This is a genomic window from Enterobacter sp. JS8-1 (assembly GCF_049187015.1).
Taxonomy (GTDB): domain Bacteria; phylum Pseudomonadota; class Gammaproteobacteria; order Enterobacterales; family Enterobacteriaceae; genus Enterobacter; species Enterobacter mori.
Window position 1 is genome coordinate 4,654,675 of the sequence record NZ_CP185805.1, and the last position, 24,774, is coordinate 4,679,448.

21 protein-coding genes are annotated in these 24,774 nt (G+C 54.9%); 9 read left to right on the forward strand and 12 right to left on the reverse strand.

The window, feature by feature from the left end:
- Positions 1 to 11 precede the first annotated feature (11 nt).
- On the reverse strand, positions 12 to 197 hold the full coding sequence (locus ACOQH0_RS22210) for a type II toxin-antitoxin system HicA family toxin (protein ID WP_071993467.1): 186 nt from the start codon (positions 195 to 197) through the stop codon (positions 12 to 14).
- Between the two features lie 209 nt (positions 198 to 406).
- Complete coding sequence (locus ACOQH0_RS22215; protein ID WP_089599697.1) at positions 407 to 1,147, reverse strand: MipA/OmpV family protein; 741 nt, start codon at positions 1,145 to 1,147, stop codon at positions 407 to 409.
- A gap of 117 nt (positions 1,148 to 1,264) precedes the next feature.
- Here ACOQH0_RS22215 and ACOQH0_RS22220 point away from each other — a divergent pair, with 117 nt between their 5' ends.
- Positions 1,265 to 2,230: a LysR family transcriptional regulator gene (locus ACOQH0_RS22220; RefSeq protein WP_421511216.1), complete on the forward strand. Its 966-nt coding sequence runs from the start codon at positions 1,265 to 1,267 to the stop codon at positions 2,228 to 2,230.
- On the opposite strand, the gene ACOQH0_RS22225 is transcribed toward ACOQH0_RS22220, so the two are convergent.
- Complete coding sequence (locus ACOQH0_RS22225) at positions 2,227 to 3,765, reverse strand: aldehyde dehydrogenase family protein (RefSeq protein WP_421511217.1); 1,539 nt, start codon at positions 3,763 to 3,765, stop codon at positions 2,227 to 2,229. The two genes, ACOQH0_RS22220 and ACOQH0_RS22225, sit on opposite strands and share 4 nt — an antisense overlap.
- A 165-nt stretch (positions 3,766 to 3,930) precedes the next feature.
- On the opposite strand from ACOQH0_RS22225, the gene ACOQH0_RS22230 reads away from it, so the two are divergent.
- Positions 3,931 to 4,815, forward strand: a complete 885-nt coding sequence (locus ACOQH0_RS22230; RefSeq protein WP_421511218.1) for an ROK family protein — start codon at positions 3,931 to 3,933, stop codon at positions 4,813 to 4,815.
- Positions 4,816 to 4,818: 3 nt separating this feature from the next.
- Here the strand turns inward: ACOQH0_RS22230 and selB are convergent, their stop codons facing one another.
- From selB to ACOQH0_RS22255, 5 genes are all read right to left on the reverse strand, one after another.
- Positions 4,819 to 6,657 carry a selenocysteine-specific translation elongation factor gene (selB, locus tag ACOQH0_RS22235; protein ID WP_421511219.1) on the reverse strand — a complete coding sequence of 613 codons (1,839 nt, stop codon included), beginning with the start codon at positions 6,655 to 6,657 and terminating at the stop codon, positions 4,819 to 4,821.
- Positions 6,654 to 8,039: an L-seryl-tRNA(Sec) selenium transferase gene (gene selA / locus ACOQH0_RS22240; protein WP_421511220.1), complete on the reverse strand. Its 1,386-nt coding sequence runs from the start codon at positions 8,037 to 8,039 to the stop codon at positions 6,654 to 6,656. Before selA ends, selB begins: the two co-directional genes overlap by 4 nt.
- Positions 8,040 to 8,141: 102 nt before the next feature.
- Complete coding sequence (locus ACOQH0_RS22245; protein ID WP_042718571.1) at positions 8,142 to 8,750, reverse strand: glutathione S-transferase; 609 nt, start codon at positions 8,748 to 8,750, stop codon at positions 8,142 to 8,144.
- A 91-nt stretch (positions 8,751 to 8,841) separates the two neighbouring features.
- Positions 8,842 to 9,978, reverse strand: a complete 1,137-nt coding sequence (locus ACOQH0_RS22250) for an HlyD family secretion protein (RefSeq protein WP_089599703.1) — start codon at positions 9,976 to 9,978, stop codon at positions 8,842 to 8,844.
- 2 nt (positions 9,979 to 9,980) lie between these two features.
- A complete protein-coding gene (locus ACOQH0_RS22255) occupies positions 9,981 to 10,337 on the reverse strand; it encodes a DUF3302 domain-containing protein (RefSeq protein WP_421511221.1) in 357 nt (118 codons plus the stop codon).
- Positions 10,338 to 10,998: 661 nt separating this feature from the next.
- Between ACOQH0_RS22255 and ACOQH0_RS22260 the strand changes: the two genes are divergently transcribed.
- From ACOQH0_RS22260 to ACOQH0_RS22275, 4 genes are all read left to right on the forward strand, one after another.
- Complete coding sequence (locus tag ACOQH0_RS22260; protein WP_010436684.1) at positions 10,999 to 12,906, forward strand: PTS mannitol transporter subunit IICBA; 1,908 nt, start codon at positions 10,999 to 11,001, stop codon at positions 12,904 to 12,906.
- A gap of 97 nt (positions 12,907 to 13,003) precedes the next feature.
- Positions 13,004 to 14,152 carry a mannitol-1-phosphate 5-dehydrogenase gene (gene mtlD, locus ACOQH0_RS22265; RefSeq protein WP_421511222.1) on the forward strand — a complete coding sequence of 383 codons (1,149 nt, stop codon included), beginning with the start codon at positions 13,004 to 13,006 and terminating at the stop codon, positions 14,150 to 14,152.
- Positions 14,149 to 14,739, forward strand: a complete 591-nt coding sequence (gene mtlR / locus ACOQH0_RS22270) for a mannitol operon repressor MtlR (RefSeq protein ID WP_010436680.1) — start codon at positions 14,149 to 14,151, stop codon at positions 14,737 to 14,739. Before mtlD ends, mtlR begins: the two co-directional genes overlap by 4 nt.
- Before the next feature lie 57 nt (positions 14,740 to 14,796).
- Positions 14,797 to 15,159 (forward strand): YibL family ribosome-associated protein, encoded by a 363-nt coding sequence (locus ACOQH0_RS22275; protein WP_420985874.1) that lies wholly within the window; start codon positions 14,797 to 14,799, stop codon positions 15,157 to 15,159.
- Positions 15,160 to 15,191: 32 nt separating this feature from the next.
- Here ACOQH0_RS22275 and ACOQH0_RS22280 read toward each other — a convergent pair whose 3' ends face one another.
- Genes ACOQH0_RS22280 through ACOQH0_RS22295 form a run of 4 tightly spaced genes read right to left on the reverse strand, consistent with a single transcriptional unit; the run spans position 15,192 to position 20,069 of the window.
- Positions 15,192 to 16,286 (reverse strand): fimbrial protein, encoded by a 1,095-nt coding sequence (locus tag ACOQH0_RS22280; RefSeq protein ID WP_421511223.1) that lies wholly within the window; start codon positions 16,284 to 16,286, stop codon positions 15,192 to 15,194.
- A 9-nt stretch (positions 16,287 to 16,295) separates the two neighbouring features.
- Positions 16,296 to 18,779 carry a fimbria/pilus outer membrane usher protein gene (locus tag ACOQH0_RS22285; protein ID WP_421511224.1) on the reverse strand — a complete coding sequence of 828 codons (2,484 nt, stop codon included), beginning with the start codon at positions 18,777 to 18,779 and terminating at the stop codon, positions 16,296 to 16,298.
- 1 nt (position 18,780) lies between these two features.
- Positions 18,781 to 19,455, reverse strand: a complete 675-nt coding sequence (locus ACOQH0_RS22290) for a molecular chaperone (protein ID WP_421511225.1) — start codon at positions 19,453 to 19,455, stop codon at positions 18,781 to 18,783.
- Positions 19,456 to 19,487: 32 nt separating this feature from the next.
- A complete protein-coding gene (locus ACOQH0_RS22295; protein WP_421511226.1) occupies positions 19,488 to 20,069 on the reverse strand; it encodes a fimbrial protein in 582 nt (193 codons plus the stop codon).
- Positions 20,070 to 21,160: 1,091 nt separating this feature from the next.
- On the opposite strand from ACOQH0_RS22295, the gene lldP reads away from it, so the two are divergent.
- From lldP to lldD, 3 genes are read left to right on the forward strand one after another with little or no spacing between them, the layout of a single operon-like run.
- On the forward strand, positions 21,161 to 22,816 hold the full coding sequence (gene lldP, locus ACOQH0_RS22300) for an L-lactate permease (protein WP_010436678.1): 1,656 nt from the start codon (positions 21,161 to 21,163) through the stop codon (positions 22,814 to 22,816).
- A complete protein-coding gene (lldR, locus tag ACOQH0_RS22305; protein ID WP_262186691.1) occupies positions 22,813 to 23,586 on the forward strand; it encodes a transcriptional regulator LldR in 774 nt (257 codons plus the stop codon). Before lldP ends, lldR begins: the two co-directional genes overlap by 4 nt.
- On the forward strand, positions 23,583 to 24,770 hold the full coding sequence (gene lldD, locus ACOQH0_RS22310; protein ID WP_421511227.1) for an FMN-dependent L-lactate dehydrogenase LldD: 1,188 nt from the start codon (positions 23,583 to 23,585) through the stop codon (positions 24,768 to 24,770). Before lldR ends, lldD begins: the two co-directional genes overlap by 4 nt.
- Positions 24,771 to 24,774: the final 4 nt, after the last annotated feature.

Genomic DNA, 24,774 nt, shown 5'->3' on the forward strand with positions numbered 1-24,774 from the left:
TACTCCTGATATCAGTGTTTAATTCCCGCCTGCCGCCAGATCTGGGCGAGAGTGCCCGGTTTAATATCCTTTTTAGGATGTGGGACAGTAACCAGCCCTTTCTGTTCGGGATGGCGAAACTGGTGATGGCTTCCTTTCGTTCTGACACATTTCCAGCCATGGCTGATCAGAACAGTAATGACATCCGCACTTTTCACATCCCAATCCTTCCATGATTATACACATGATACACACCATCGCTATCGGATTGAATCACATTAGCGCATAAGGAACATCAGTGCAGCCGTGTTTTGGCGGAACAGGAAGAAGCATCGAGAAATGAAAAAGGAATACGTTGTATTGCCGATAAAAATGCAGGCACGATCGTAGGCCGGGTAAGGCAGAGCCGCCACCCGGCTTTACCGCATCAGAAACGCCAGGTCAGGCCGGTCATCAGCGCGAAGCTGTCGTCGCGGTCAATCATCGGACTGTTCTTCACGTCGTCAGGCAACACGGTGTAGACCGCGCTGGCATTCAGGTACAGGTTCTGGGTTAATTGATATTTTGCCGCCAGGCCAACGTATGGCGTCCAGGTGTCGCCTGCGGTGTATTCATCCAGACCTGAGCGGCGAGACTCGCTGCCAGACACGCCGTAGTAGTAGTCGTTATAGCTTTCATCGCTGTAGAAAATGCCCACAGAAGGCGTCAGCGTCAGGCGTTCCATGCGGATTGGGCGGAAGTAAGAAATTTCACCCACCACGCCGCCGCTTTCATCCATCGCGTCACCGGAAACGGCAAATTTCAGGGAACCCCATTTTTCATGGCGGTAGTACGCGCCGCCGAGGAATGCCGAAGCTTTACGCTCATCAAGATGCTTCATCTGATGATCGTCATTGTCATCCGGGTCGAAATGCAGCGGCATCCAGGATGCGGTCAGGCTGAATTCATTCTTACTGTCTTTCCACAGGATCCATCCTCCCGTGGTTTGACGCACATAGAAGTTATCGCCTTCGTAGCTAATTAACGGTACAGCGGTGGTATTTTCGTTATACCCTTTGTAAGGCGACTCGTTAAATACCGCCCCCGCCCCTAGTGAAAAGTCGCCAGCCATTACCGATGATGTCGAAAATAATGCGGCAGCGATGAGTAAATTATATTTAACAGTCATTCTATGTAATCCATTTAAACGCCGAACAAGCGAGGCGCATAATAATGGTTACAAATTTGCCAAAGCAACGCTGCCGTTTATATAATACTATATATAAAATCATATAAATGGGCGTGCATGATGAATAGCTTGCAGTTGAAACCACGTGAATTAAAAATTATTTCCGTCATCGCCGCCACCCACAGTATTGGCGATGCCGCTGCCCTGCTGGGGATGGCGCAGGCCAATGTCAGCAAATATTTATCCGATTTTGAAACCCGCGTTGGACTCAAGGTGTTTGAACGTACGACACGCCAACTGGCGCTGACGCAATTCGGTGAGGCGTTGCTGCCTTATGTGAATGCCACACTGGATAAAAATAGCCAACTTATTAATTTTATTGCCGATTATAAACATGAAAAACGCGGCAAAGTGACGATTTACGCCCCGACAGGTATCGTGACCTATCTGGCGCGTCATGTGATCCATAAGATAGAAGAGATTGGTGATATTCGCCTGTCGTTAAAAACCTATAACCTCGATCGGAACGAGTTTTCCGACGGTGTGACGTTTCCAGACGATTGTGACATTCTCATTACTTACACCCAACCAAAAGATGAAAACCTGGTCGCCAGCGTGCTGACAAAATATTCCGTCACCGCATTTGCCAGTAAAGAGTATTTAACTCAACACCCCATTAAAGGGCCGGAAGACTTAATAAATCATTCGTGTATATTAATAGACTCGATGCTAGTAGATGATGCCAACATCTGGCGCTTCCGCGTACACGGCAGTGAAGAGGCGCAAGACTATAAAGTGACCGGGAATTATATTTGTGATAATACGCAGACGGCGCTTGAACTGGCTCGAAATAATCTTGGTATTGTCTTCGCGCCAAAAGAAAGTCTAAAAAAAGAACTGACGCATGGCATGCTGGTCCCCTGTTTCCCACATCAGGAAGAGTGGTGGCTCGATCTGACAGCAATATTCCGCAAGCGCGAATATCAACCCTGGCGCGTGCAATATGTTCTGGACGGTGTACTGAACTGCCTGCGCCAGCAAATCAATCAGGCCGTCCAGGGACGGCCTGATTTAGGCACCTAAAACAGACCCAGCGGTTTATCGGAATAGCTGACCAGCAGACATTTTGTCTGCTGATAATGTTCCAGCATCATTTTGTGGGTTTCACGCCCAATACCCGACTGCTTGTAACCACCAAATGCCGCATGCGCCGGATAGGCGTGATAGCAGTTGGTCCAAACGCGTCCGGCCTGAATACCGCGCCCCATTTTGTAAGCCAGATTTCCGTTGCGGCTCCAGACGCCCGCCCCCAGGCCATACGGCGTATCGTTAGCAATCTCCAGCGCCTCCTCCATGGTTTTGAAGGTCGTTACGGCCAGCACAGGTCCGAAAATTTCCTCCTGGAAGACGCGCATGTTGTTTTGACCGGACAGGATTGTCGGTTCAAGGTAGTAACCCTCCTGCAGATCCCCCCCCAGCACCTTACGGCGGCCACCGGTCAGGACCTCTGCGCCCTCTTTCTTACCTATCTCTATGTAATTAAGAATGGTTTCCAGCTGCCCGTGCGACACCTGCGCGCCCATCTGCGTGACGTTATCGAGCGGGTTACCGCTACGAATCGACTCCACGCGACGGATTGCCCGCTCCATAAAGCGCTCATAAATGGACTCCTGCACCAGCGCGCGGCTTGGACAGGTGCACACTTCCCCCTGGTTGAAGGCAAACAGCGCAAACCCTTCCAGCGCTTTATCAAAGAACGCATCCTCTTCATCCATAACGTCAGCGAAGAAGATGTTCGGTGATTTTCCGCCCAACTCCAGCGTCACCGGGATGATGTTCTGGGTAGCATACTGCATGATTTGCTGGCCCACTTCCGTCGACCCGGTAAACGCCACCTTAGCGATACGTTTTGAGGTGGCGAGATATTCCCCAATCTCGCCCCCGGCGCCGTTGACGACGTTAATGACGCCTGGCGGCAGCAGGTCTCCAATCACCTCCATCAACAGCAGCACCGACAACGGGGTTAAACGCGCCGGTTTGAGCACAATGCAGTTCCCGGCCGCCAGCGCGGGCGCCATTTTCCAGCTCGCCATCAGCAGCGGGAAGTTCCACGGGATGATTTGCCCCACCACACCCAGCGGCTCGTGGAAATGGTACGCCACAGTGTCTTTATCAACTTCACTTATTCCCCCCTCCTGGGCACGAATACAGGAGGCAAAATAACGGAAATGGTCAATCGCCAGCGGCACATCTGCCGCCATGGTTTCACGGATCGGTTTGCCGTTGTCCCAGGTTTCAGCCGTGGCTAACAGCTCCAGATTCTGCTCCATCCGGTCGGCGATTTTGAACAACATCGCGGCTCTGTCCTGAACGGAAGTCTGCCCCCATTTATCTTTAGCTCTGTGCGCAGCATCCAGCGCCAGGTCGATATCGCGCTTGCCGGAGCTGGCTATCTCGCACAGCGGCTGGCCAGTGACGGGCGTGAGGTTGGAATAGTATTCACCGTCGACGGGTGCCACCCAGTCGCCGCCAATAAAGTTGTCATAACGGGGCTTCAGCTTGAGGGGAAAACCATACTCGCCAGGCTGGATACGTGATGAGGGAGGATTGTTTGTCATGACCGTCTCCTTGCTGTTGGTGTACAACAAGGGTAGCTCCCGCTGGCGATTTTCTCGCCAACCGGTGACGGGTTTACGAGGCGTATCACGGATTACCGTACTTTACGTTTCGTTTCTGCCGCTGAGCCATACTTAACAGCTCAAGGGCTCATGAGGAACGATGCGATGCAGCTATTTATCGGCTTTGACGTGGGCGGAACCCACATCAAACACGGCGTGATTGATGAAAACGGTAAGGAACTCACGTCCGATGAGTACGATACCCCTGAGGATACAAACACATTCAAAGAGAAATGGAAAAGCGTTGTCGAAGAGTACCGGAAGGAAAATGACATTGTCGGCATTGGCGTCAGTTTTCCCGGCCATATTAACCACCATACCGGCGAAGCGGCAAAAGCGGGGGCACTTGAGTATCTTGATGGTGAAAACCTGTGCGAGCTGTTTGCCGGGCTGACCGATCTTCCCGTTACCGTGGAAAATGACGCTAACTGTGCGGCACTGGGCGAACGCTGGCAGGGCGCAGGTAAGGACTACGAACATTTCGTCTGCATCACCATTGGCACGGGCATTGGCGGCGGGATTGTGATGGAAGGCGATCTCTATCGCGGGTCGCATTACCGTGCAGGTGAATTTGGCGTGCTGCCCGTAGGGGACAAGGGCGAACCGATGCATGAGATGGCCTCTGCCAGTGGCCTGATGAAAGCCTGCAGCCGTGCGCTGGCGCTGTCGGAAGACGAAATGCCCGACGGGGAAGAGCTGTTTAAACGTATGGAAAGTGACGTGCATCTGCGCGAAGCCATTGAAGCCTGGGCGCATTTTCTGTCGCGCGGGGTTTACAGCGTGATCTCGATGTTCGATCCCCAGGCAGTGCTGATTGGCGGCGGGATAAGCGAGCAGGAAAAAATTTATCTCCTGCTCGATAAATACCTACAGCGATTCGAGGAGTGGGAGGCGCTTAAGGTGCCCATTCTGCCCTGTGAACTGGGTAACCAGGCAGGACGACTGGGCGCGGTATGGCTGGCGAAGCAGAAACTCGCTCTTCATGCGTAACGCTTAAGGGAACAGCTGCGCGTCGCGAAGCAGATGGTCATTACCCCGACGACGCGTAAACCCAATACGGTTGAAATATTCCAGGATCTGAATCGCCAGCTTGCGACCCACGTTCAGCTGGTCACGGAAATCTGCCGCACAGGTTGATCCGCGAGCCTGATCCAACTCGCGGATCAGATTCGCGAATGCCACGATCCGATCGTTACGGTAATAGCGATCTTTAACGATCGCCACAATCAGCCCCTGCTGTGCGGCATGACGCAATACCTGCCGCATCACCTGCTCGTCGGTATGGGTTTCACGCGCGAGATCGCGGACCCACCAGGGTTCATCGCCAAACAGCGGTGCCGTTTTTTGCCAGACCGCCTCTTGCTCGGCGGTAAAACCCGCCTTGTGATCCGGCAAATGCAACCAGCCGTGATAGCTTTTAATCACCCCGCTTTCCCGCATGTTTTCAATCAGCAGCAGCACCAGCGCATCGTCTTCCATCGGCAATGCCATGCGTCGCAGGCGTTCACGTCCCGGACCGGGTTCATCCTGATGCTGTTCATGGTAGATAGCGAGCGTACTCAGTATCTTGCGCTGCCAGTGTGCGGCAACCGGCGCGTTCAGCATGTTGTTACCGGCCTGAATAAAGCCAGGCTCCCGGGTTAACTGGCGCAACCCTTCAGCGCTCAGCTGGCGCGCCCAGGCAAAATCAGCGAGATTCACCGCACCACGCTCCAGATGGATCCGCAGTGCGGCCTTATCATCGCTGGCCTGCGCCAGTGCCGCCAGCCACTGCAGGTACTCCGGCTTACGCTTGCCACGACGTGGCGGATTGAGCGTCACCACACGCGCCCCGGCCAACGTCTCCCGCGCCGAGATATCGCGCAGCACCAGGCGGTCGTTATCCGCAAGCCAGAGCGGCGCATCGAACACCAGCTCGGCGAGATCGTTTTCCAGCAATGATACGCGCCCGGTGATATGGCTGGCTGCATGGTGTATATGCAGCGGCTGCCATTGGGTCAGCGGCGCATGGGTCTGGAGAGAAACAATCACCCGTCCGGAGGGCTCAGGCGGGGCGTCAGCCAGCAGCCAGTCACCACGGTTGATGGCATCTTTTTCCGCATCCCCGGCGATGTTCAGCGCAATACGCTGCCCGGCATGGGCATGCTCAGTGGGTTGATTTTGCGCATGCAACCCACGCACGCGCATTGGTTTATTCACTCCCGTCAGCCAGAGCGTATCACCTACGTTTACTTCACCGCTCAGCGCGGTGCCGGTCACCACCAGTCCCGCACCTTTTACGGTAAAGGCCCGGTCGATAGCCAGACGGAAGCGGTGATGGCTGGGGTGCTCACGTGACGTAAGCTGCTGTAAACGATCGCGAAGTTCGTCAATACCGCGCCCTTCTGTCGCCACGGTGACAAACAGCGGTGCATCAGCAAAACCATATTCACGCAGGGTCGCCTGTACTTCATCGCGCACTTCATTCAGGCGCGCCTCATCTACGCGATCGGCTTTCGTGAGTGCGACGGTTAACTGCGGGTTGCCCGTCAGCTGCAGGATCGCAAGATGTTCACGCGTTTGCGCCATCACGCCATCATCGCAGGCGACCACCAGCAGGGCATGGTCAATCCCCCCCACCCCTGCGAGCATGTTGGAGAGAAATTTTTCATGTCCCGGTACATCAATGAATCCCAGCACGCGGCCATCGGGCTGAGGCCAGTAGGCATAACCCAGATCGATGGTCATGCCGCGCTTTTTCTCTTCCGGCAGGCGATCGGCGTTAATGCCGGTAATGGCCTGCAACAGCGTAGTTTTTCCGTGGTCGACGTGACCGGCGGTGGCAATAATCATTTCAACAGCATCTCCAGAAATCGCGCTTCATCTTCAAGACAGCGTAAATCCAGCCACATTCGGCCATCGTAAATACGGCCAATCACGGGCGTTGGCAGCGCACGCCAGCGCGCCGACAGCGCCTCAAGGTGGCTACCGCGTCCATCACGCGGCGTGAAGGTCAGCGCTTCGCTAGGCAGCCGGTCTACCGGTAGCGATCCGCTGCCAATCTGCGACTGACAGGGCTCAATACGCACGTCAAAATCAGGGTAATGCGGCGCAACCTGCGGCAACAGTAATTCAGCCTGCGCGCGAATCGAGGCGGCGTCACGGCCCAGCAGGCGCAGAGTTGGCAGGCGCTCGGCCAGCTTCTCCGGGTGCAGGTAGAGCCGGAGGGTCGCTTCCAGCGCGGCGAGCGTCATTTTATCGGCGCGTAACGCGCGCTTCAGTGGATGTTGCTGCAGCTGGGCTATCAGCTCGCGCTTGCCGACGATAATCCCCGCCTGCGGCCCGCCCAGCAGTTTGTCGCCGGAGAAGCTTACCAGGCTCACGCCAGCGGCAATCATCTGCTGCGGCATGGGCTCTTTTGGCAGACCGAACTGGCTTAAATCCACCAGCGAACCGCTGCCGAGATCGGCAATCACCGGGACACTCAGCTCGTGACCCATCGCCGCCAGTTCCGCTTCATCAACGGTTTTGGTAAAGCCTTCTATATGGTAATTGCTGGTGTGGACCTTCATCAGCAGCGCGGTATTTTCATTCACCGCCGCGCGGTAGTCTTTCGCATGCGTGCGGTTGGTCGTGCCGACCTCATGCAGCGTACAGCCCGCCTGGCGCATCACGTCCGGAATGCGAAACGCTCCGCCAATCTCCACCAGCTCGCCGCGGGAAACCACCACCTCTTTGCCGCTGGCGGTCGCCGCCAGCATCAGCAGTACCGCTGCCGCGTTGTTATTTACAATGCAGGCATCTTCCGCCCCGGTCAGTTGGCATAGCAGTTCCGCCAGCGCCCGATCGCGGTGACCGCGCCCCGCGCCGTCCAGATCGTACTCCAGCGTCACCGGCGAGCGCATAGCCTGCACCACCGCCGCGACCGCCTCTTCAGCCTGTTGCGCGCGCCCCAGGTTGGTATGCAGCACGGTCCCCGTCAGGTTGATGACCGGCCGTAACGCGCTTTGCGTTTTCTCTCCCAGCCTTCTCTGCGCTTCTTCCCCCCACTGCTCACACCAGGCGGGCAGCGCATTTTCAGCCTGAATATGGCGCCGGGCTTCGTCCTGAAGCTGGCGTAGCATGTCGACCGTCGCGGTATGACCGAACTGTTCCAGAACGGTTTGAATACGCGGTTCGCGAAGCAGACGATCGGTGGCAGGAATTTGGCTGTAGAGGGAATGATGAGTAGTCATAATGCGCCCGGCGAGTAAATATCTTCCCCCCTCCCGACGGGAGAGGGAGTTAACATGTGGCGGGATTGTACCGCCTCCTGGCGGGAAGTGTTATATCCCGCGTCAAGCCTTTGGCGGTTCGGTACGGGCAAAGCTCTCGCGCTGACAAAGCGTTTCCGCGAGCTTAACCAGCAACGGACGGTTGACGCACCATCCCGGGGAAACGTGGCGGAAGTTGAGATAACCAATGGCACAAACGATGGCAATGGTTGCCAAATCCACGCTATCGACCTGAATTTTTCCTTCCCGAATGAGCTGCTCGCACATGTCCAGGCTGCGGTTGATTTTTTCACGCTGGCGCAGCAGCTCCGTTTCCGACTGCTGGGCGACAGGCCGTGCCAGCTCCCGCACGGAGGTTAACGCCGCATCCATGATGCCATCTGCCAGCGCTTCGATTTGCTTCATGGCCAGCGCCGCTTTTGGATCGGCCGGCAGCATGGCTGGCGCAACGCCGAGTTGTTCGACGTATTCCGCAATTATCGGCGAATCAAACCAGCATTCACCCTCATCGGTCACCAGTGCAGGGACTTTGCCCAACGGATTGTACTGCGCAACGCCATTTTCGGCGCTGTAGGGCTGTTCATTGACGAATTCAAATTCAATCCCTTTCTCCAGAAGGAGAATCGAGATTTTACGCACGAAGGGACTGGTATAGCTGCCGATGAGTTTCATTGCCTGCTCCTGAATGCTCACAAAGAGGTCAGTATGGATCAAGCAGCGAAAAAAGGCAGGTATGCTTATCGCATTCCTGCCTCGGGAGAGATTAGTGATCGAGGTAGAGGTAGTGCATCCAGCTGGTCATACGTAACAGGACCTTACGCATTACCGAGACATGGGCGAAGTGGTCGGAATAGACCGCCACCTGGGCGTAGATACCATCAGGCAGCGCATCAACGTCCGCGTTTGGCTCCAGTTCGATAAGCGCCTGCACGCCATCGGTGCCCGGTACGACCGTCAGCGCCTGCAGCGCGCCCTGCGCCTGGTAAGTCCCTCCCGGCACCACCGGCAGGACGCTGGTAAGTTTACCGGTGAACACCTGGCCCGGCAGTGCGTTAAACACCACTTCCGCTTCGTCGCCCGGTTTCAAACGCAGTAACGAGTTCTGGCGGAACTGCGCCACGATTTGACGTTTCTGTTCAGGAATGAACACCATTACCGGACGCAGCGGCAGCGCGGCGGCGTACGTACCCGGACGGATCAGCACCTGGGTGATATACCCATTGCTTGGCGCACGCACCACGGTCTGATCGAGGTTATAGGTGGCTTCCGCCAGCTGCGCGCGAAGAGAAGCAATCTGCGACTGTTCGCCATTTACCATGCTGTCTAACTGGCTTTGAATCTGCGTTTGTTCGGCAACGGAGCCTTTCACCATCGCATCCTGTGCCAGGTAGTTCTGACGCGCGTTGTCGATATCGCTTTCAGAGAACGGATTCACCTTCGCCTGGCTGCCTTTCAGGTAGCGCTGATAATCTTTAAACAGACGATCGCGTTCAGCGGACACGCGTGTCGTATTCGCGACCGCTTCCGAGAGCTGTGCTTTCAGATTGTCGATATTGTGCGTGGCAGTCACCAGGTCTGCCTTCAGCCGGTCGACGCGTGCCTGATAGCGGCCCGGATCCAGTTTAAATAACACTTCGCCTTTTTTAATAAGCTGGTTATTTTTATCGGTCACTTCCGTGACTATTCCCGTCACCTGCGGCGTGATCGGAATGGAAATAACCGCCTTTTGCGCCGTAAAGGTATACGGGTGGTTATAATTCATTAATAAGATAAGGCCCGCGACAATAAATACCCCACCCAGGGTTGCGGTGGCGAGCGTCCATTGGTTGACCGGAATACGAAATATTTTAAAGATGGCCCATGCAAAGGCCACATAGGTCAGAATAATCAACAAATCCATGATCAGCGCTCCAGCGTATTTTTATCGGAAGCGGGTTGCACTGCGGCCAGTTTTTGCTCGAGTTCGGCTACGCGTTGGGTCAGAGCATCCATACCCGGCACCTCATCCGGTTTTGAGATATGGTTCTGCATACCCCAGCCGCGATCTTCCCGATACAACGTGGCCCATATCCACAGAAACGGCCAAATGGCATGGAGCGTAAACAGGCTTATCCACCCCGCCGTATGGATAGCATCGGCATGGGGATGGTTACGTTTTTTCGCCATATTATAAGGGATGTCATGAATAGCGATGATTCCGTAAAACAGAACCAGGAACACAAAAATCAATACACCCAGCGCAAAATAGTTGAGAAACATATTCTCCTCACTTAAACAACGTCAACTCATTAAATTAATAAAACAGTACGCGGCCTAATTAGTTTATTTTTAAACAAAAGAGCAATGCTTGTTATTTCAAAGGCGGGGAGTATCGGTTTTTATAATATCTCCATGCAAGTTTATAAGCGTGTCAAAATATATCCTGAATAATAATATACTTAACCTTACATTATGAGCGTAATCTACCTTTTCCTTTTTCGCCATACCACATCTTCAAAGTGGTTTTTTAGCTTTCCGTGTTGCTTGCTTTCATCCTGGCGTCGAATGGCAAAGCAAAGTTTGCCAGGGATCACATGCAGACAAATCTGCATAAAAATATTTTGTGAATCCAGTCACATCTCAGAAACAAACAGGCGGCGTCCAAATGTGATATTAATCACAAAACAAGGGTGATTTTGCTTCTTTTCTACGCGCTGTATTTATTTTACACACTGATTTTGTGATGGAGATCACTTCATTATTCGCCCCACCCCCTACATTTACGTGACTGAGATCACACAAATTTTCGCTGTCTGGACAGTTGAACGATTCAGTGCCAGATTTCACAGCATCAGAACAGGGCCCGGCTACCTCTGCCGCCGCACATTAACAATAAACCTCGGGCCGCAAGCCTAAGCGTAAACAGAAGAAGGGGTGTTTTATGTCATCCGATTTCAAGATCAAAGTTCAAAGCTTTGGTCGTTTCCTCAGCAATATGGTGATGCCAAATATCGGCGCGTTTATCGCGTGGGGTATCATCACTGCATTATTCATTCCGACAGGGTGGTTGCCTAACGAAACGCTGGCGAAGCTTGTTGGTCCAATGATTACCTATCTGCTGCCGCTGCTCATCGGTTTCACCGGTGGTCGTCTGGTCGGCGGTGACCGTGGTGGCGTCGTGGGTGCCATCACCACCATGGGTGTTATCGTCGGTGCGGATATGCCGATGTTCCTCGGCGCGATGATTGCCGGTCCTCTGGGCGGCTGGGCGATTAAGAAATTCGACGTCTGGGTTGATGGCAAGATCAAATCCGGCTTCGAAATGCTGGTGAACAACTTCTCTGCGGGCATCATCGGGATGATCCTCGCGATTCTGGCGTTCATGGGCATTGGCCCTGCGGTTGAAGTGCTGTCCAAAATTCTGGCAGCAGGCGTTAACTTCATGGTTGCGCACGACATGCTGCCGCTGGCGTCTATCTTTGTTGAACCGGCGAAAATCCTGTTCCTCAACAACGCCATCAACCACGGTATCTTCTCACCGCTGGGTATTCAGCAGTCCCATGACCTCGGTAAGTCCATCTTCTTCCTGATTGAAGCGAACCCGGGTCCGGGTATGGGCGTTCTGCTGGCGTACATGTTCTTTGGTCGCGGCAGCGCTAAGCAGTCTGCGGGCGGCGCGGCTATCATTCACTTCCTGGGCGGTATCCACGAAATTTACTTCCCGTACGTGCTGATGAACCCACGTCTGATCCTGGCCGTTATCCTCGGCGGTATGACGGGTGTGTTCACGCTGAGCGTGCTGGGCGGTGGTCTGGTTTCTCCAGCGTCTCCGGGCTCTATCCTGGCGGTACTGGCGATGACGCCAAAAGGGGCTTACTTCGCTAACATCGCGGCGATCTGTGCGGCGATGGCGGTCTCCTTCGTGGTGGCGTCTATCCTGCTGAAAACCAGCAAAGTGAAAGAAGACGACGATATCGAAGCGGCAACCCGTCGTATGCACGACATGAAAGCGGAATCCAAAGGCGCTACCCCGCTGGCCGCTGGCGATGTCTCTAACGACCTGAGCCACGTGCGTAAAATCATCGTTGCCTGTGACGCCGGTATGGGCTCCAGCGCAATGGGTGCAGGCGTGCTGCGTAAGAAAGTACAGGATGCGGGTCTGACCAATATCTCTGTCACTAACAGCGCGATTAACAGCCTGCCGCCGGACGTTGACCTGGTTATCACGCACCGCGATCTGACCGAACGCGCCATGCGTCAGGTGCCTCAGGCGCAGCACATTTCGCTGACTAACTTCCTCGACAGCGGCCTGTACACCAGCCTGACAGAGCGTCTGGTTGCGGCCCAGCGTCACGAAGATAACGAAGTCAAAGTGCGTAGCAGCCTGCAGGACAGCTTCGACGAGAGCAATGCTCACCTGTTCAAACTGGGTGCGGAAAACATCTTCCTCGGTCGTACCGCGACCAACAAGGAAGAAGCGATTCGCTTTGCCGGTGAGCAGCTGGTGAAAGGGGGCTACGTTCAGCCAGAATACGTTGACGCAATGCTGGAACGTGAAAAACTGACCCCAACCTACCTGGGTGAATCCATCGCGGTTCCGCACGGTACGGTTGAAGCAAAAGACCGCGTGCTGAAAACGGGCGTGGTGTTCTGTCAGTACCCTGACGGCGTGCGCTTCGGCGAAGAAGAAGATGACATCGCCCGTCTGGTGATTGGTATTGCCGCACGCAACAACGAGCACATTCAGGTGATTACCAGCCTGACCAACGCGCTGGACGATGAGTCTGTTATCGAGCGCCTGGCACAGACTGAAAGCGTTGAAGAAGTTCTGGCACTGCTGAACAAGTAAGTTCCAACTATTCCCTCTCCCTTTGGGAGAGGGTTAGGGTGAGGGAAAAGCCTCACCCCAGCCCTCTCGGGTAAAAACATTAATGAAGGTTAATACTATGAAAGCATTACATTTTGGCGCAGGTAACATTGGCCGTGGTTTTATCGGCAAACTGCTGGCAGACGCGGGCATTACGCTGACGTTTGCCGATGTGAATCAGGTGGTCCTGGATGCCCTGAATGCCCGTCATAGCTATCAGGTCCACGTAGTGGGTGAAAACGAGCAGGTTGAAACCGTGTCGGGCGTGAATGCGGTAAGCAGCATTGGCGACGACGTTATCGACCTGATTGCCAGCGTTGATCTGGTCACCACGGCGGTAGGTCCGGTGGTGCTTGAGCGTATCGCGCCTGCGGTGGCAAAAGGTCTGGCGAAGCGTAAAGCACAGGGCAACGACGCTCCGCTGAACATCATCGCCTGCGAAAACATGGTGCGCGGCACCACGCAGCTGAAAGGCCACGTTCTGGCGGCTGTCGCTGACGAAGACAAAGCATGGGTTGAAATGCACGTCGGCTTTGTCGACTCCGCCGTTGACCGTATCGTACCGCCATCAGAATCTGCAACCAACGACCCGTTGGAAGTGACCGTTGAAACCTTCAGCGAGTGGATCGTCGATAAAACCCAGTTTAAAGGCACCCTGCCTACCATCCCGGGGATGGAATTAACTGATAACCTGATGGCATTTGTCGAACGTAAACTCTTCACGCTGAACACGGGTCATGCTATAACCGCGTACCTCGGAAAATTGGCCGGTCATCAGACCATTCGTGACGCGATCCTCGATGAGAAGATCCGCGCGGTGGTGAAAGGGGCAATGGAAGAGAGCGGCGCGGTGCTGATCAAACGCTACGGTTTTGATGCTGATAAACACGCAGCATACATCCAGAAAATCCTCGGTCGTTTTGAAAACCCGTATCTGAAAGATGACGTTGAGCGCGTGGGTCGTCAGCCGCTGCGTAAACTGAGCGCGGGCGATCGCCTGATTAAGCCGCTGCTGGGCACGCTGGAATACGGCCTGCCACACGCTAACCTGGTGAAAGGGATCGCGGCTGCAATGCACTACCGCAGCGAGCAGGATCCGCAGGCGATTGAGCTGGCTCAGCTGATTGATGACAACGGCGCGCAGGCTGCGCTGGCGCAGATTTCCGGTCTGGACGCCAACAGCGACGTGGTGGCGGAGGCGGTAAGCGCATATAACGCAACCAAATGATACAGAGTCCGGCGCAGGTTAGCCTGCGCCCGAATAACAGATTGTCAGATATGCAGGCAATAATGGAACAAACCCAGGCCTTTGAAAACCGTGTGCTTGAGCGTCTGAATGCTGGCAAAACCGTACGAAGTTTCCTGATTGCCGCCGTCGAGCTGTTAACTGAGGCGGTCAATATCCTGGTGCTTCAGGTGTTTCGCAAAGACGACTACGCGGTAAAATATGCTGTAGAACCGTTACTGGACGGAGACGGACCGCTGGGCGATCTTTCAGTGCGTCTGAAGCTGATTTACGGCCTTGGCGTGCTAAGCAGGCCAGAGTATGAAGACGCTGAATTGCTGATGGCATTACGCGAAGAGTTAAATCATGACGGTAATGAGTACACCTTTACTGATGATGAAATTCTTGGGCCTTTCGGCGAATTACACTGCGTCACCGCATTGCCCCCCGCGCCCCATTTTGATAACAGCGATCCTGAGCTGTACGCGATGCAAAAGCTGCGTTATCAACAGGTTGTCCGTTCCACCATGGTACTTTCCCTGACTGAGCTGATTTCCCGAATCAGCTTAAAAAAAGCGTTTCAGAAGTAAGCCTGCGCACATTGGTGTATCCTTCCTGTAAATTCCCCCGATTTAGAGTCATTTGTCATGAAAGAAGTCGAAAAGAACGAAATTAAACGCCTGAGCGACCGTCTGGATCTGATCCGTCACCAGATGGCTGGCCTTTCCCTGGTGGATTCCGCTGAGAAGTACGCCGAGCTGGAGAAAGAAGCTGCCACGCTGGAAACAGAAATCGAGCGTCTGCGCGAAGTGAAAGGCCAGAAACTGAGCAAAGAAGCGCAAAAGCTGATGAACATGCCACACCGCCGTGCGATCACCAAAAAAGAGCAGGCCGACATGGGCAAGCTGAAAAAAAGCGTCCGTGGCCTGGTGGTGGTGCACCCGATGACCGAGCTTGGCCGCGAAATGGGCCTGAAAGAGATGACGGGTTTTAGTAAGACCGAATTCTAAATGCTTGCCCCTGCCGCCACGGCAGGGGATGCTTAGTTGTAAATCAGGTTAAAGGTCGCCATCGCGTCCGCTTTCCCCGCCGATATTTTCTCTTCCGTCTGGATGTAGCGCGCCTCAAACCCGAAGGTCTCAGTGTGATTGTCACCCACCTGTCCCATTACCGGTACCTGCGGGGTGTTCCACTGAACCGCCTGCCCCTGAACCGAACCGGTATTATCACCATAAACCAGTTCGATTCCGACGCCGCTGGCGCTGTCCTGCTGCTTCGTCAGCGCCAGCGCCTGCGTATTGGCGGGGGTGGTATCGCCGAAGAAGCCTATCTTAACCGCCGTATTATTTTCACAGGTCACCGGGATGGTGAAGCGTCCGCCTCCTGCTCGCGATCCGATGCCGTGAAACTCATTCTGGCTTACCGTCCCCATGGGAACGAGAATGCTGCGAGAGCCGACCATGCAGCTTGTACGCCTGACGGTAAAGCTGGCGAGATAGATCTGCACCGGCGTTGCCACGTTAGCCGCGCTCGCTTCGCTATCGCCCGCCTGCAGCACCACCGAGCCTACGTTTTGCTGCTGCGAGTTGGCGTTATCGTTGGGCATAGCGTTTGTGGTCGGTATTTTGTAAAACACGACGTAGAACTGGAGCTTATACGTTGAGGCGCTGGCAAACGCAGGGGCTTGCGACGCATCGCAAATGCGCCGGGACTCATTGCCGCTCATCGGACTGGTGCCGTCAATGTAACGCACCGCGTCCGCGCCGCAGTATTGCTGCTCGCGAAAACCCAGCGCGTAGCCGATGCCGTCGATTTGCGTTTTATAAACATGACGCGACGTGCCATCTTCACCGACCACGCTGCCGACGGGATTATCCATTTCGATAAAGCCAATGCTGCGCCAGCCGTCATTCCCACCCTCACAGCTGTAAAAATTTTCGCCGGTGGACTGTATCGGCGCGGAGATGGGCGTCCAGTCCGCCGTGCCGGGCGCAAAACCAATGGCGTATGGCACCTGAACGACCCACTGATCGCGCGTGGTGCGGCAGGTTGAAGTTTGCGCGTGGGCGTGAAAGCTCATCATGCCAAAGAGCGAGAGCAGGCCCAGGTAGATAAACCATTTCAACAGATGACGCATGATATTCCTCTAATGGCACTCAAGTGCGAGGGTGGCGATACCGGGCGCTATATGGGACGTCCCAAGTTTGAAAGATGACTGACATTGACGCGGCTTCCCGTCCTCGTACCAGCTCGCGCGAAGCGTACCGCGCTCTGGCACGCCGCTCACATAGGCCTGGCCGCTGTCAGCGACCATGCTCCGGTTTGCGGCGCTGCGGTTATGCTCGATGACCTCGACCTGCGCGCCAAACGGCAGCGGCTCGCCGCGGAATCGCAGGGAAAACAGCACACGATAGCCGATATGCGTTTTGTAATTTGCCAGCACCACCGCGCCGCTGGTGGGGATCAGCGTTAATCCGCTCTGTTCAACGTCGGCATTTTCTCCGAGCGTTGCGGTATCGAGATTGATGGAATTCCTGCGATAGGCCAAGAGGGAGGGCATGACCGCATAGCCGCGGCTGTCGGTATGGATGCCGTTATACCCTTCCGGCTGTACGTTTGCCGCCTCGGGTACACGCAGCAGAGCGACGGTGTCTCCCAAAGGCTGGCTGAGCGTGACGCCATACTGCGTGGCGATGACGCCCCCGGCTAACCCGAGAGTCATGTTATTGCCGCTGCGGCTGTGGTCATAGCCGAGGCTGACGTTGCCGTAGCCGCCGTTGTACTGCATCGCCAGGCTGGTGCTGTCGTTTTGCCCCCCGCTGGCGACGCTCTGCTGAACGCTGTAATTGAGGTTGCGGTTTGCCAGGGCGGTACCGTTGAGCGACATCTGCTGGGTCGACATCCCACGGTTGTTGTGGTTGGTAAAATAGCTGACCGAGCTGTCCGGCAGCCATTTGTTCAGAGGGACGGTGATGTTAAACGACAGGGTACGCTCGGGGTTACGTTCGAGGGCGGAATCGGTGTAGTAATAGCCCAATCCCCAGGAGATACCGCGCCAGCTGGAGTACCAGCCTACGTGGATGGTTTTGTCCTGGCCGCTGGTATGCCAGTAATCTTGCATCCAGGCAGAAACGCTAAGGCTGCCAAGACTGCCGAGCGTCTGGGAGAAGGTGATCTGCGAGCGGCTGCGGCGGTTGTTAAGCCTTAGCTGCTGGCTGTCGGACTGGTTCAGCTCGCTAAATTCATAATAGTTACCAGTAGCATAGCGATAGCTCGCCAGATTAAATGCGGTACCGGTGGCACTGAAATCCTTCTGATACTGGATCCGCCACGCCTGCCCCGTTACATCTTTGCCGTCAGGCAGTCGGCTTCTTGCCACCGTATCGTCAACGCCCAACGAGCCAAATACGCCAAACCCCTGGCCTATACCCAACGCGGCGGCCTGATAGTTATCCGCCCCGCGAATACCACCGTATACCGTCATCTGCGAGGTCAGACCGTAAAAGAGAGCACCTTCGACAAAATCCGGCGCGTGGGTATCCCCCGAACCGGAATGAAAGCGACCTGCGTTCAGGCTGTATTTGAGGCTGCCCTGGCGTCGCATAAACGGCACGGCGGAGAAGGGCTGGGTAAACACGCGCTTCGAACCATCGCTTTCCGTGACGGTGACCTGTAAATCACCGCTCTGCGCGCCGGGAAAAAGATCGTTAATGACAAACGGCCCGGCGGCAACCCAGGTTTCATAAATCACGTAGCCGTTTTGCGAAATGGAGACTTTGGCAAAGCTGTGGGCGACGCCGCGAATGGTTGGCGCAAAGCCGCGCTGGCTGTCGGGCAACATGCTGTCGCTGGAGGCAAGCTGAACCCCGCGAAATGCGACGCTGTCGAACACATCCCCGGCGGTCCACGCATCTCCGACGCGCAGCTGGCTGTTAAGACTGCGAATATCGCGCATCAGCCAGGTGCTTTGTGACTGGAAGCTGTCCCCGGCATCGTCGCTATGGCTCCATGCTGAGGTGTTACGCAGCCGCCACGGCCCCAGGTTCACGCCGTTACGCAGGCTCAGATAGCTTGAGGCGCTGTTGCCACTTTGTCGATGGGCCGACGCCCCGGTCAGACTGTAATCAACAAACGCGGCCGCAATGCCATCGTCCCACTGTGAAGGCGGAACGTAGCCACGGCTACGATTTTTCATCGCTGCCTGCGGCAGGCTGATGTAGAGGCGCTGCTGGTTGAAATCATAAGTGGCCCGGGCCGCAGGAATAAAATCGCCGAGGTGGGTGAAGGTCTCTCCCTCCTTTAGCCGCGAGAAAGCCGGGATCGCGCTGATGTTGACCCCGAGCGCTTCCAGCAACGTCACGCTAAAAACAGGCAGCAGGCCGTCCTTCTCCGCGACAAAAGTCATCTCCTGGCGTCGCTCCTCGCGTCCGTTGATCTCCAGCGTCACGGTCCAGGTACCCGGCATCTGTCCCCCCTTCCGGGAGAAATAGTGCAAATCCGCCGTTTTCTGTTCAGAGGATGAGAGTTCCAGCGCGGCGGGATCGAAATAATCCTCTGCTAATCCCGTGCGGCTGAAGCTGAACAACAGCACGGGTATCGGCGCATAGCGAAGCAGGCGAAAAGCCATCATCTTACAGCGGTTGAGACTGGGTGGTGGTAATGGCGCCAAAATCATTAATTGCTGACCAGCTGACGCTCCCGTTAGCCGTCACGGGCCACTCGCGGGACTCCCCAGGGCCAACCATTCCCGGCTGCTCGATATCATGTCCTGCCACACTCAGATGGAAAAAGGAGACGTAATAGGGCGTCGGGTTGGTTGCTTTTAACCCTTTTGCCGTGCGCGTGAATTTAACTTTTTGCCAGGCCGTCGCCGCATCGCCTTTCAGGCCCTCGGGACGGTAGAAAATTTTAAATTTGGATTTAACATTTATTTGTAATTCGTTGCTGCTCTCTTTTGGCTTTGGTGCAATGGCTTTAATATCGAGCCAAAAAACCGATTCACGATCGGTTGGCAGCGGCGCTCCAGTGTACTGAATACGCAGCATATTAGTCTGATCTGGATCGAGACGAAAAAGCGGGGGCGTAACAATAAAAGGCGCAGCGCGACGTTGAGTTTGTATATCCCCCTCAACCCAGGACTGAATAAGATAAGGGGTGGCGCTTTCCTTATTCGCGACAGAAAATGCCACCTCCTTGCTGTTTTGAGGGTATACAATCCGTGTACCGCCCATTACAACGCCAGCAAAAGCTGACGCAGAATTAATCATCAATGCAGTGAGCATAATATAGGATAAACGCTTCATCACTATTATCTCTGGAGGTGGCTAAATTAAGGAAATTAGTTATAAACCATCAGGAAGTTAGAGACGGCATTGACATCACCCGGGGTAATTTCGGAGCCATCTTTAGACAATGCGGCATAGAAAGTTAACTCTGCACTGCCATCTTCATCCGGCGCGGTTGTTTCTGATACCGTGCCAGGTTTAATCGACGTGCTGCGATTGCTGTTATAGAGCTTCACGCCAACGCCCTTTGCCATATCATCACCCGGCGTAACCTGCAGCAGCGTATCGTTAGCGGCGTCTTTGTTTCCGTCAAACAGCACGGCGATCGACTCAACCGAAGACGGGCAATTCTCCACGTTGATTTTAAATTCACGCGGCGTAGTTTCGCTGTGCTCGTCGAAGTAGTTTTTCGCCCATGCACCGAGGTCCACCGTTTTGCTCTTGGACGCAGGCGTAATATCGCAGGAAATAAGGGTAATTTTACCAGTGAAATTGATCACGCCGCCGGTACTCTGTGAACCTGCACCAGTATCCAGAGACGCATTCACGCCCGAATCACTGCCTGCCAGAACCGGTTGTGCAGATAACAGCAGGCCCGTCGCTGCAATTGCCAACGCCATTTTTTTGATTTTCATTTGAAATGACCTTTCCTCTGTAAATTAAACAGATATAGATATGTTGTACCAGGTTATCTAACAACTATAAGGAGTCGAAAGGCGTCATCCGTTGATGGGTATATAGAATTGGAGACGCGACCTCATAGAATAAAGCAGAGTCCATCCCAATGTGACAATCCATGAATTCAGCCTACTTCAAGATATTAACCGTAATTTCAGACGGGTTTCTTCAGGCTGAGATTAATCATCAGAACATGATGATTATAATATAAGAAGTTCACCAACAATTTTGCATCTGAATAAATGGTAAATCATTTACCTTATTACGTCTACGCCTCCAGGCCGAATGAACCCTGAAGATAATGACATTTAAATTCACAAACAAATAACAAATTTAACTGATTATACTTGCCTTTTAATATAATCACACACCTTTTAGTTTCTCATCGAAATCAAAAGAAAACAGATTGATCAATGTTTGATCAATTTTTTTCAAAACATTTCCAGAATAATTTCTAAAACTAGACGTAGGTCACTTATTTTTATTCTGCGAAATACCTTAAATTCAGAACAATTGATTGCTGATCAGCAATTGATCGTTTGTGATATTCTGTTAAAAGCTCTATGTAATATTTACCTTAATTAAAATTTTTTGCTACATGTTCGCTTTCGCACTTTTAACCAAAAAAAATTTATTTTTTCTAAAACGGCCTTCCTTTTTGTACAAATTAATTGTTATTTGATAACCAATACCAAACCAAAAAATAATCACCACCTAACAAATAATCAAAAAAAACTCATATTGCTTCATCGTGATTTCCGCTAAATCACTCTGTAACCCCTTCATTTCTCATCCCCTCCCGCTGTGACGGCCCGCTTCAGACGCAGTTCAGTTTGGTCCTACCAATTCCGCGCAAAACGCGTCCAATGTTCACATTTTTAGGATGGAAGATTACAAAATCATTGCCTATACGCAACAGTTGATTAACCATTCATTGTCATTAACCCTACAACACAACATTGGCAGGACCACTTTTACACAGACTGTGACGCAGAGATGAGCGGAGACTCACCCGAAACGCTAACTGTGTGGTCCCCAGGAGACCTGCATGAGCCTCTGGCAACAAAACTACGATCCGGCCGGGAATATCTGGCTGTCGAGCCTGATCGCATCGCTTCCGATCCTGTTCTTCTTCTTTGCGCTGATTAAGCTCAAGCTGAAGGGCTACCTCGCCGCGACGTATACCGTTGCCATCGCCCTGATGGTGGCGTTGTTCTTCTACAAAATGCCGGTCGATCGCGCGCTGGCCTCCGTCGTCTATGGCTTCTTCTACGGACTGTGGCCGATTGCGTGGATCATCATCGCCGCCGTCTTTGTCTACAAAATCTCGGTAAAAACCGGGCAGTTCGACATCATTCGCTCGTCTATTCTCTCCATCACGCCGGACCAGCGTTTGCAGATGCTGATCGTCGGCTTCTCCTTCGGAGCATTTCTGGAAGGGGCGGCAGGATTTGGCGCACCGGTGGCGATCACCGCGGCGCTGCTGGTGGGTCTGGGCTTTAACCCGCTGTATGCCGCGGGCCTGTGCCTGATTGTGAACACCGCGCCGGTAGCCTTCGGCGCGATGGGCATCCCGATTCTGGTGGCGGGACAGGTGACCGGGCTGGACAGCTTTGAGATCGGCCAGATGGTGGGCCGCCAGCTGCCGTTCCTGACCATCATCGTGCTGTTCTGGATCATGGCGATTATGGACGGCTGGCGCGGCGTGAAAGAGACCTGGCCCGCGGTGATGGTGGCGGGCGGTTCGTTCGCGATTGCCCAGTATCTCAGCTCCAACTTCCTTGGCCCTGAGCTGCCGGACATTATCTCTTCCCTGGTGTCGCTGGTCTGTCTGACGCTGTTCCTGAAACGCTGGCAGCCGGTGCGCATCTTCCGCTTTGCCGATATGGGTGCCTCACATGTGGATCAGACTCTGGCCCGCACGGGCTATACGGCCGGGCAGATCGTCCGCGCCTGGTCACCGTTCCTGTTCCTGACCGCCACCGTGACGCTGTGGAGCGTTCCACCGTTTAAAGCGCTGTTCGCGCCTGGCGGCGCGCTGTACGACATGGTGATTAACATCTCCGTGCCGTTCCTCGACAAGATGGTCGCGCGTATGCCGCCGGTGGTGCACGACGCCACGCCGTACGCGGCGGTATTCAAATTTGACTGGTTCTCCGCTACCGGCACGGCCATTCTGTTTGCCGCTATCCTTTCCGTGGTGTGGCTGCGCATGAAGCCTGCCGCCGCAGTGCAGACCTTTGCGGCGACGATTAAAGAGCTGATGCTGCCGATCTACTCCATCGGCATGGTGCTGGCGTTCGCGTTTATCTCGAACTACTCCGGCCTGTCTTCGACGCTGGCGTTAGCCCTGGCGCATACCGGCCACGCGTTTACCTTCTTCTCGCCGTTCCTCGGCTGGCTGGGCGTGTTCCTGACCGGTTCAGATACCTCATCAAACGCCCTGTTTGCCGCCCTGCAGGCGACGGCAGCGCAGCAGATTGGCGTGTCGGACGTGCTGCTGGTCGCCGCTAACACCACCGGCGGCGTGACCGGGAAGATGATTTCCCCGCAGTCCATCGCCATTGCCTGTGCCGCGGTGGGACTGGTGGGTAAAGAGTCGGATCTGTTCCGCTTTACCGTTAAACACAGCCTGATATTTACCTGCATGGTGGGCGTTATTACCACGCTGCAGGCCTATGTCTTAACCTGGATGATTCCATGATAGTGATGCCCAGACGCCTCTCCGACGAGATTGCCACTCGCGTGCGGGCGCTGATTGAAGAACAACATCTGGAAGCGGGCATGAAATTGCCCGCCGAACGCCAGCTTGCCGCCCAGCTTGGCGTGTCGCGCAATTCACTGCGCGAGGCGCTGGCGACGCTGGTTAACGAAGGGGTGCTGCTGAGCCGTCGCGGCGGCGGTACTTTCGTGCGCTGGCAGCATGATGACTGGTCCGAGCAAAATATCGTCCAGCCGCTGAAAACGCTGATGGAAAACGACCCGGACTACAGCTTTGACATCCTTGAAGCGCGCCATGCCATCGAAACCAGCACCGCGTGGCACGCGGCAATGCGGGCAACCGAGGCCGACAAAGAGAAGCTCAAAGCCTGTTTCGAAGCCACGCAAAGCAGCGATCCGGACATCGCCTCGCAGGCGGACGTGCGGTTTCATCTGGCGATTGCCGAGGCGTCGCACAACGTGGTTCTGCTGCAGACCATGCGCGGCTTTTTCGACCTGCTGCAGTCTTCCGTAAAGCAGAGCCGCCAGCGTATGTATCTGGTCCCGCCGGTTTTTGCTCAGCTAACCGAACAGCACGAGGCGGTGCTCAACGCCATTCTGGTGGGCGATGCCGAGGCCGCGCGCAAGGCGATGATGGCGCATCTCGGCTTCGTGCACACCACCATTAAACGATTCGATGAAGATCAGGCCCGACAGGCGCGCATTACCCGTCTGCCTGGCGACAACGATATTTCCAGGGAGAACAAAGCATGATTATTTCAGCAGCCAGTGACTATCGCGCCGCGGCGCAGCGCATTTTGCCCCCTTTCCTGTTCCACTACATCGACGGTGGGGCGTATGCCGAATACACCCTGCGCCGCAACGTGGAAGATCTGTCTGAGGTGGCCCTGCGCCAGCGCGTGCTGAAAAATATGTCTGACCTGAGCCTTGAGGCAAGGCTATTCAACGAGACGCTTTCCATGCCGGTGGCGCTCGCGCCCGTAGGCCTGTGCGGTATGTACGCCCGTCGTGGCGAAGTGCAGGCCGCTGCCGCGGCGGATGCTAAAGGCATTCCGTTTACGCTTTCCACCGTGTCCGTCTGCCCGATTGAAGAGGTCGCCCCGACCATCAAGCGCCCGATGTGGTTCCAGCTGTACGTCCTGCGCGATCGCGGCTTTATGCGTAACGCGCTGGAGCGCGCGAAAGCGGCGGGTTGCTCCACGCTGGTCTTTACCGTCGATATGCCGACGCCCGGCGCGCGCTACCGTGATGCGCACTCCGGCATGAGCGGCCCAAACGCCGCGCTGCGCCGCTACTGGCAGGCCGTCACCCACCCGCAGTGGGCGTGGGATGTGGGTCTGAACGGACGTCCACACGATCTGGGAAATATTTCAACCTATCTCGGCAAACCAACCGGACTGGAAGATTACATCGGCTGGCTGGCAAATAACTTCGATCCGTCCATCTCGTGGAAAGACCTGGAGTGGATCCGCGAATTCTGGGACGGCCCGATGGTGATCAAAGGGATCCTCGACCCGGAAGATGCCCGCGACGCGGTGCGCTTCGGCGCGGACGGGATCGTGGTCTCTAACCACGGCGGACGCCAGCTCGACGGCGTGCTCTCTTCTGCCCGCGCGCTGCCCGCCATCGCCGATGCGGTGAAAGGGGACATCGCGATTCTGGCCGACAGCGGTATTCGCAACGGGCTGGACGTGGTGCGCATGATTGCCCTGGGGGCAGACAGCGTGTTGCTGGGTCGCGCGTACCTGTACGCGCTGGCCACCAGCGGTCAGGCGGGCGTGGCGAACCTGCTGAACCTGATCGAGAAAGAGATGAAGGTGGCGATGACGCTGACCGGTGCGAAGACGATTAGCGAAATTAGCAAGGATTCGCTGGTGCAGGAACTCAGTAAACTGCCTGCTGCGCTGGCCCCGCTTTCTCAAGGAAACGCGGCCTGATATT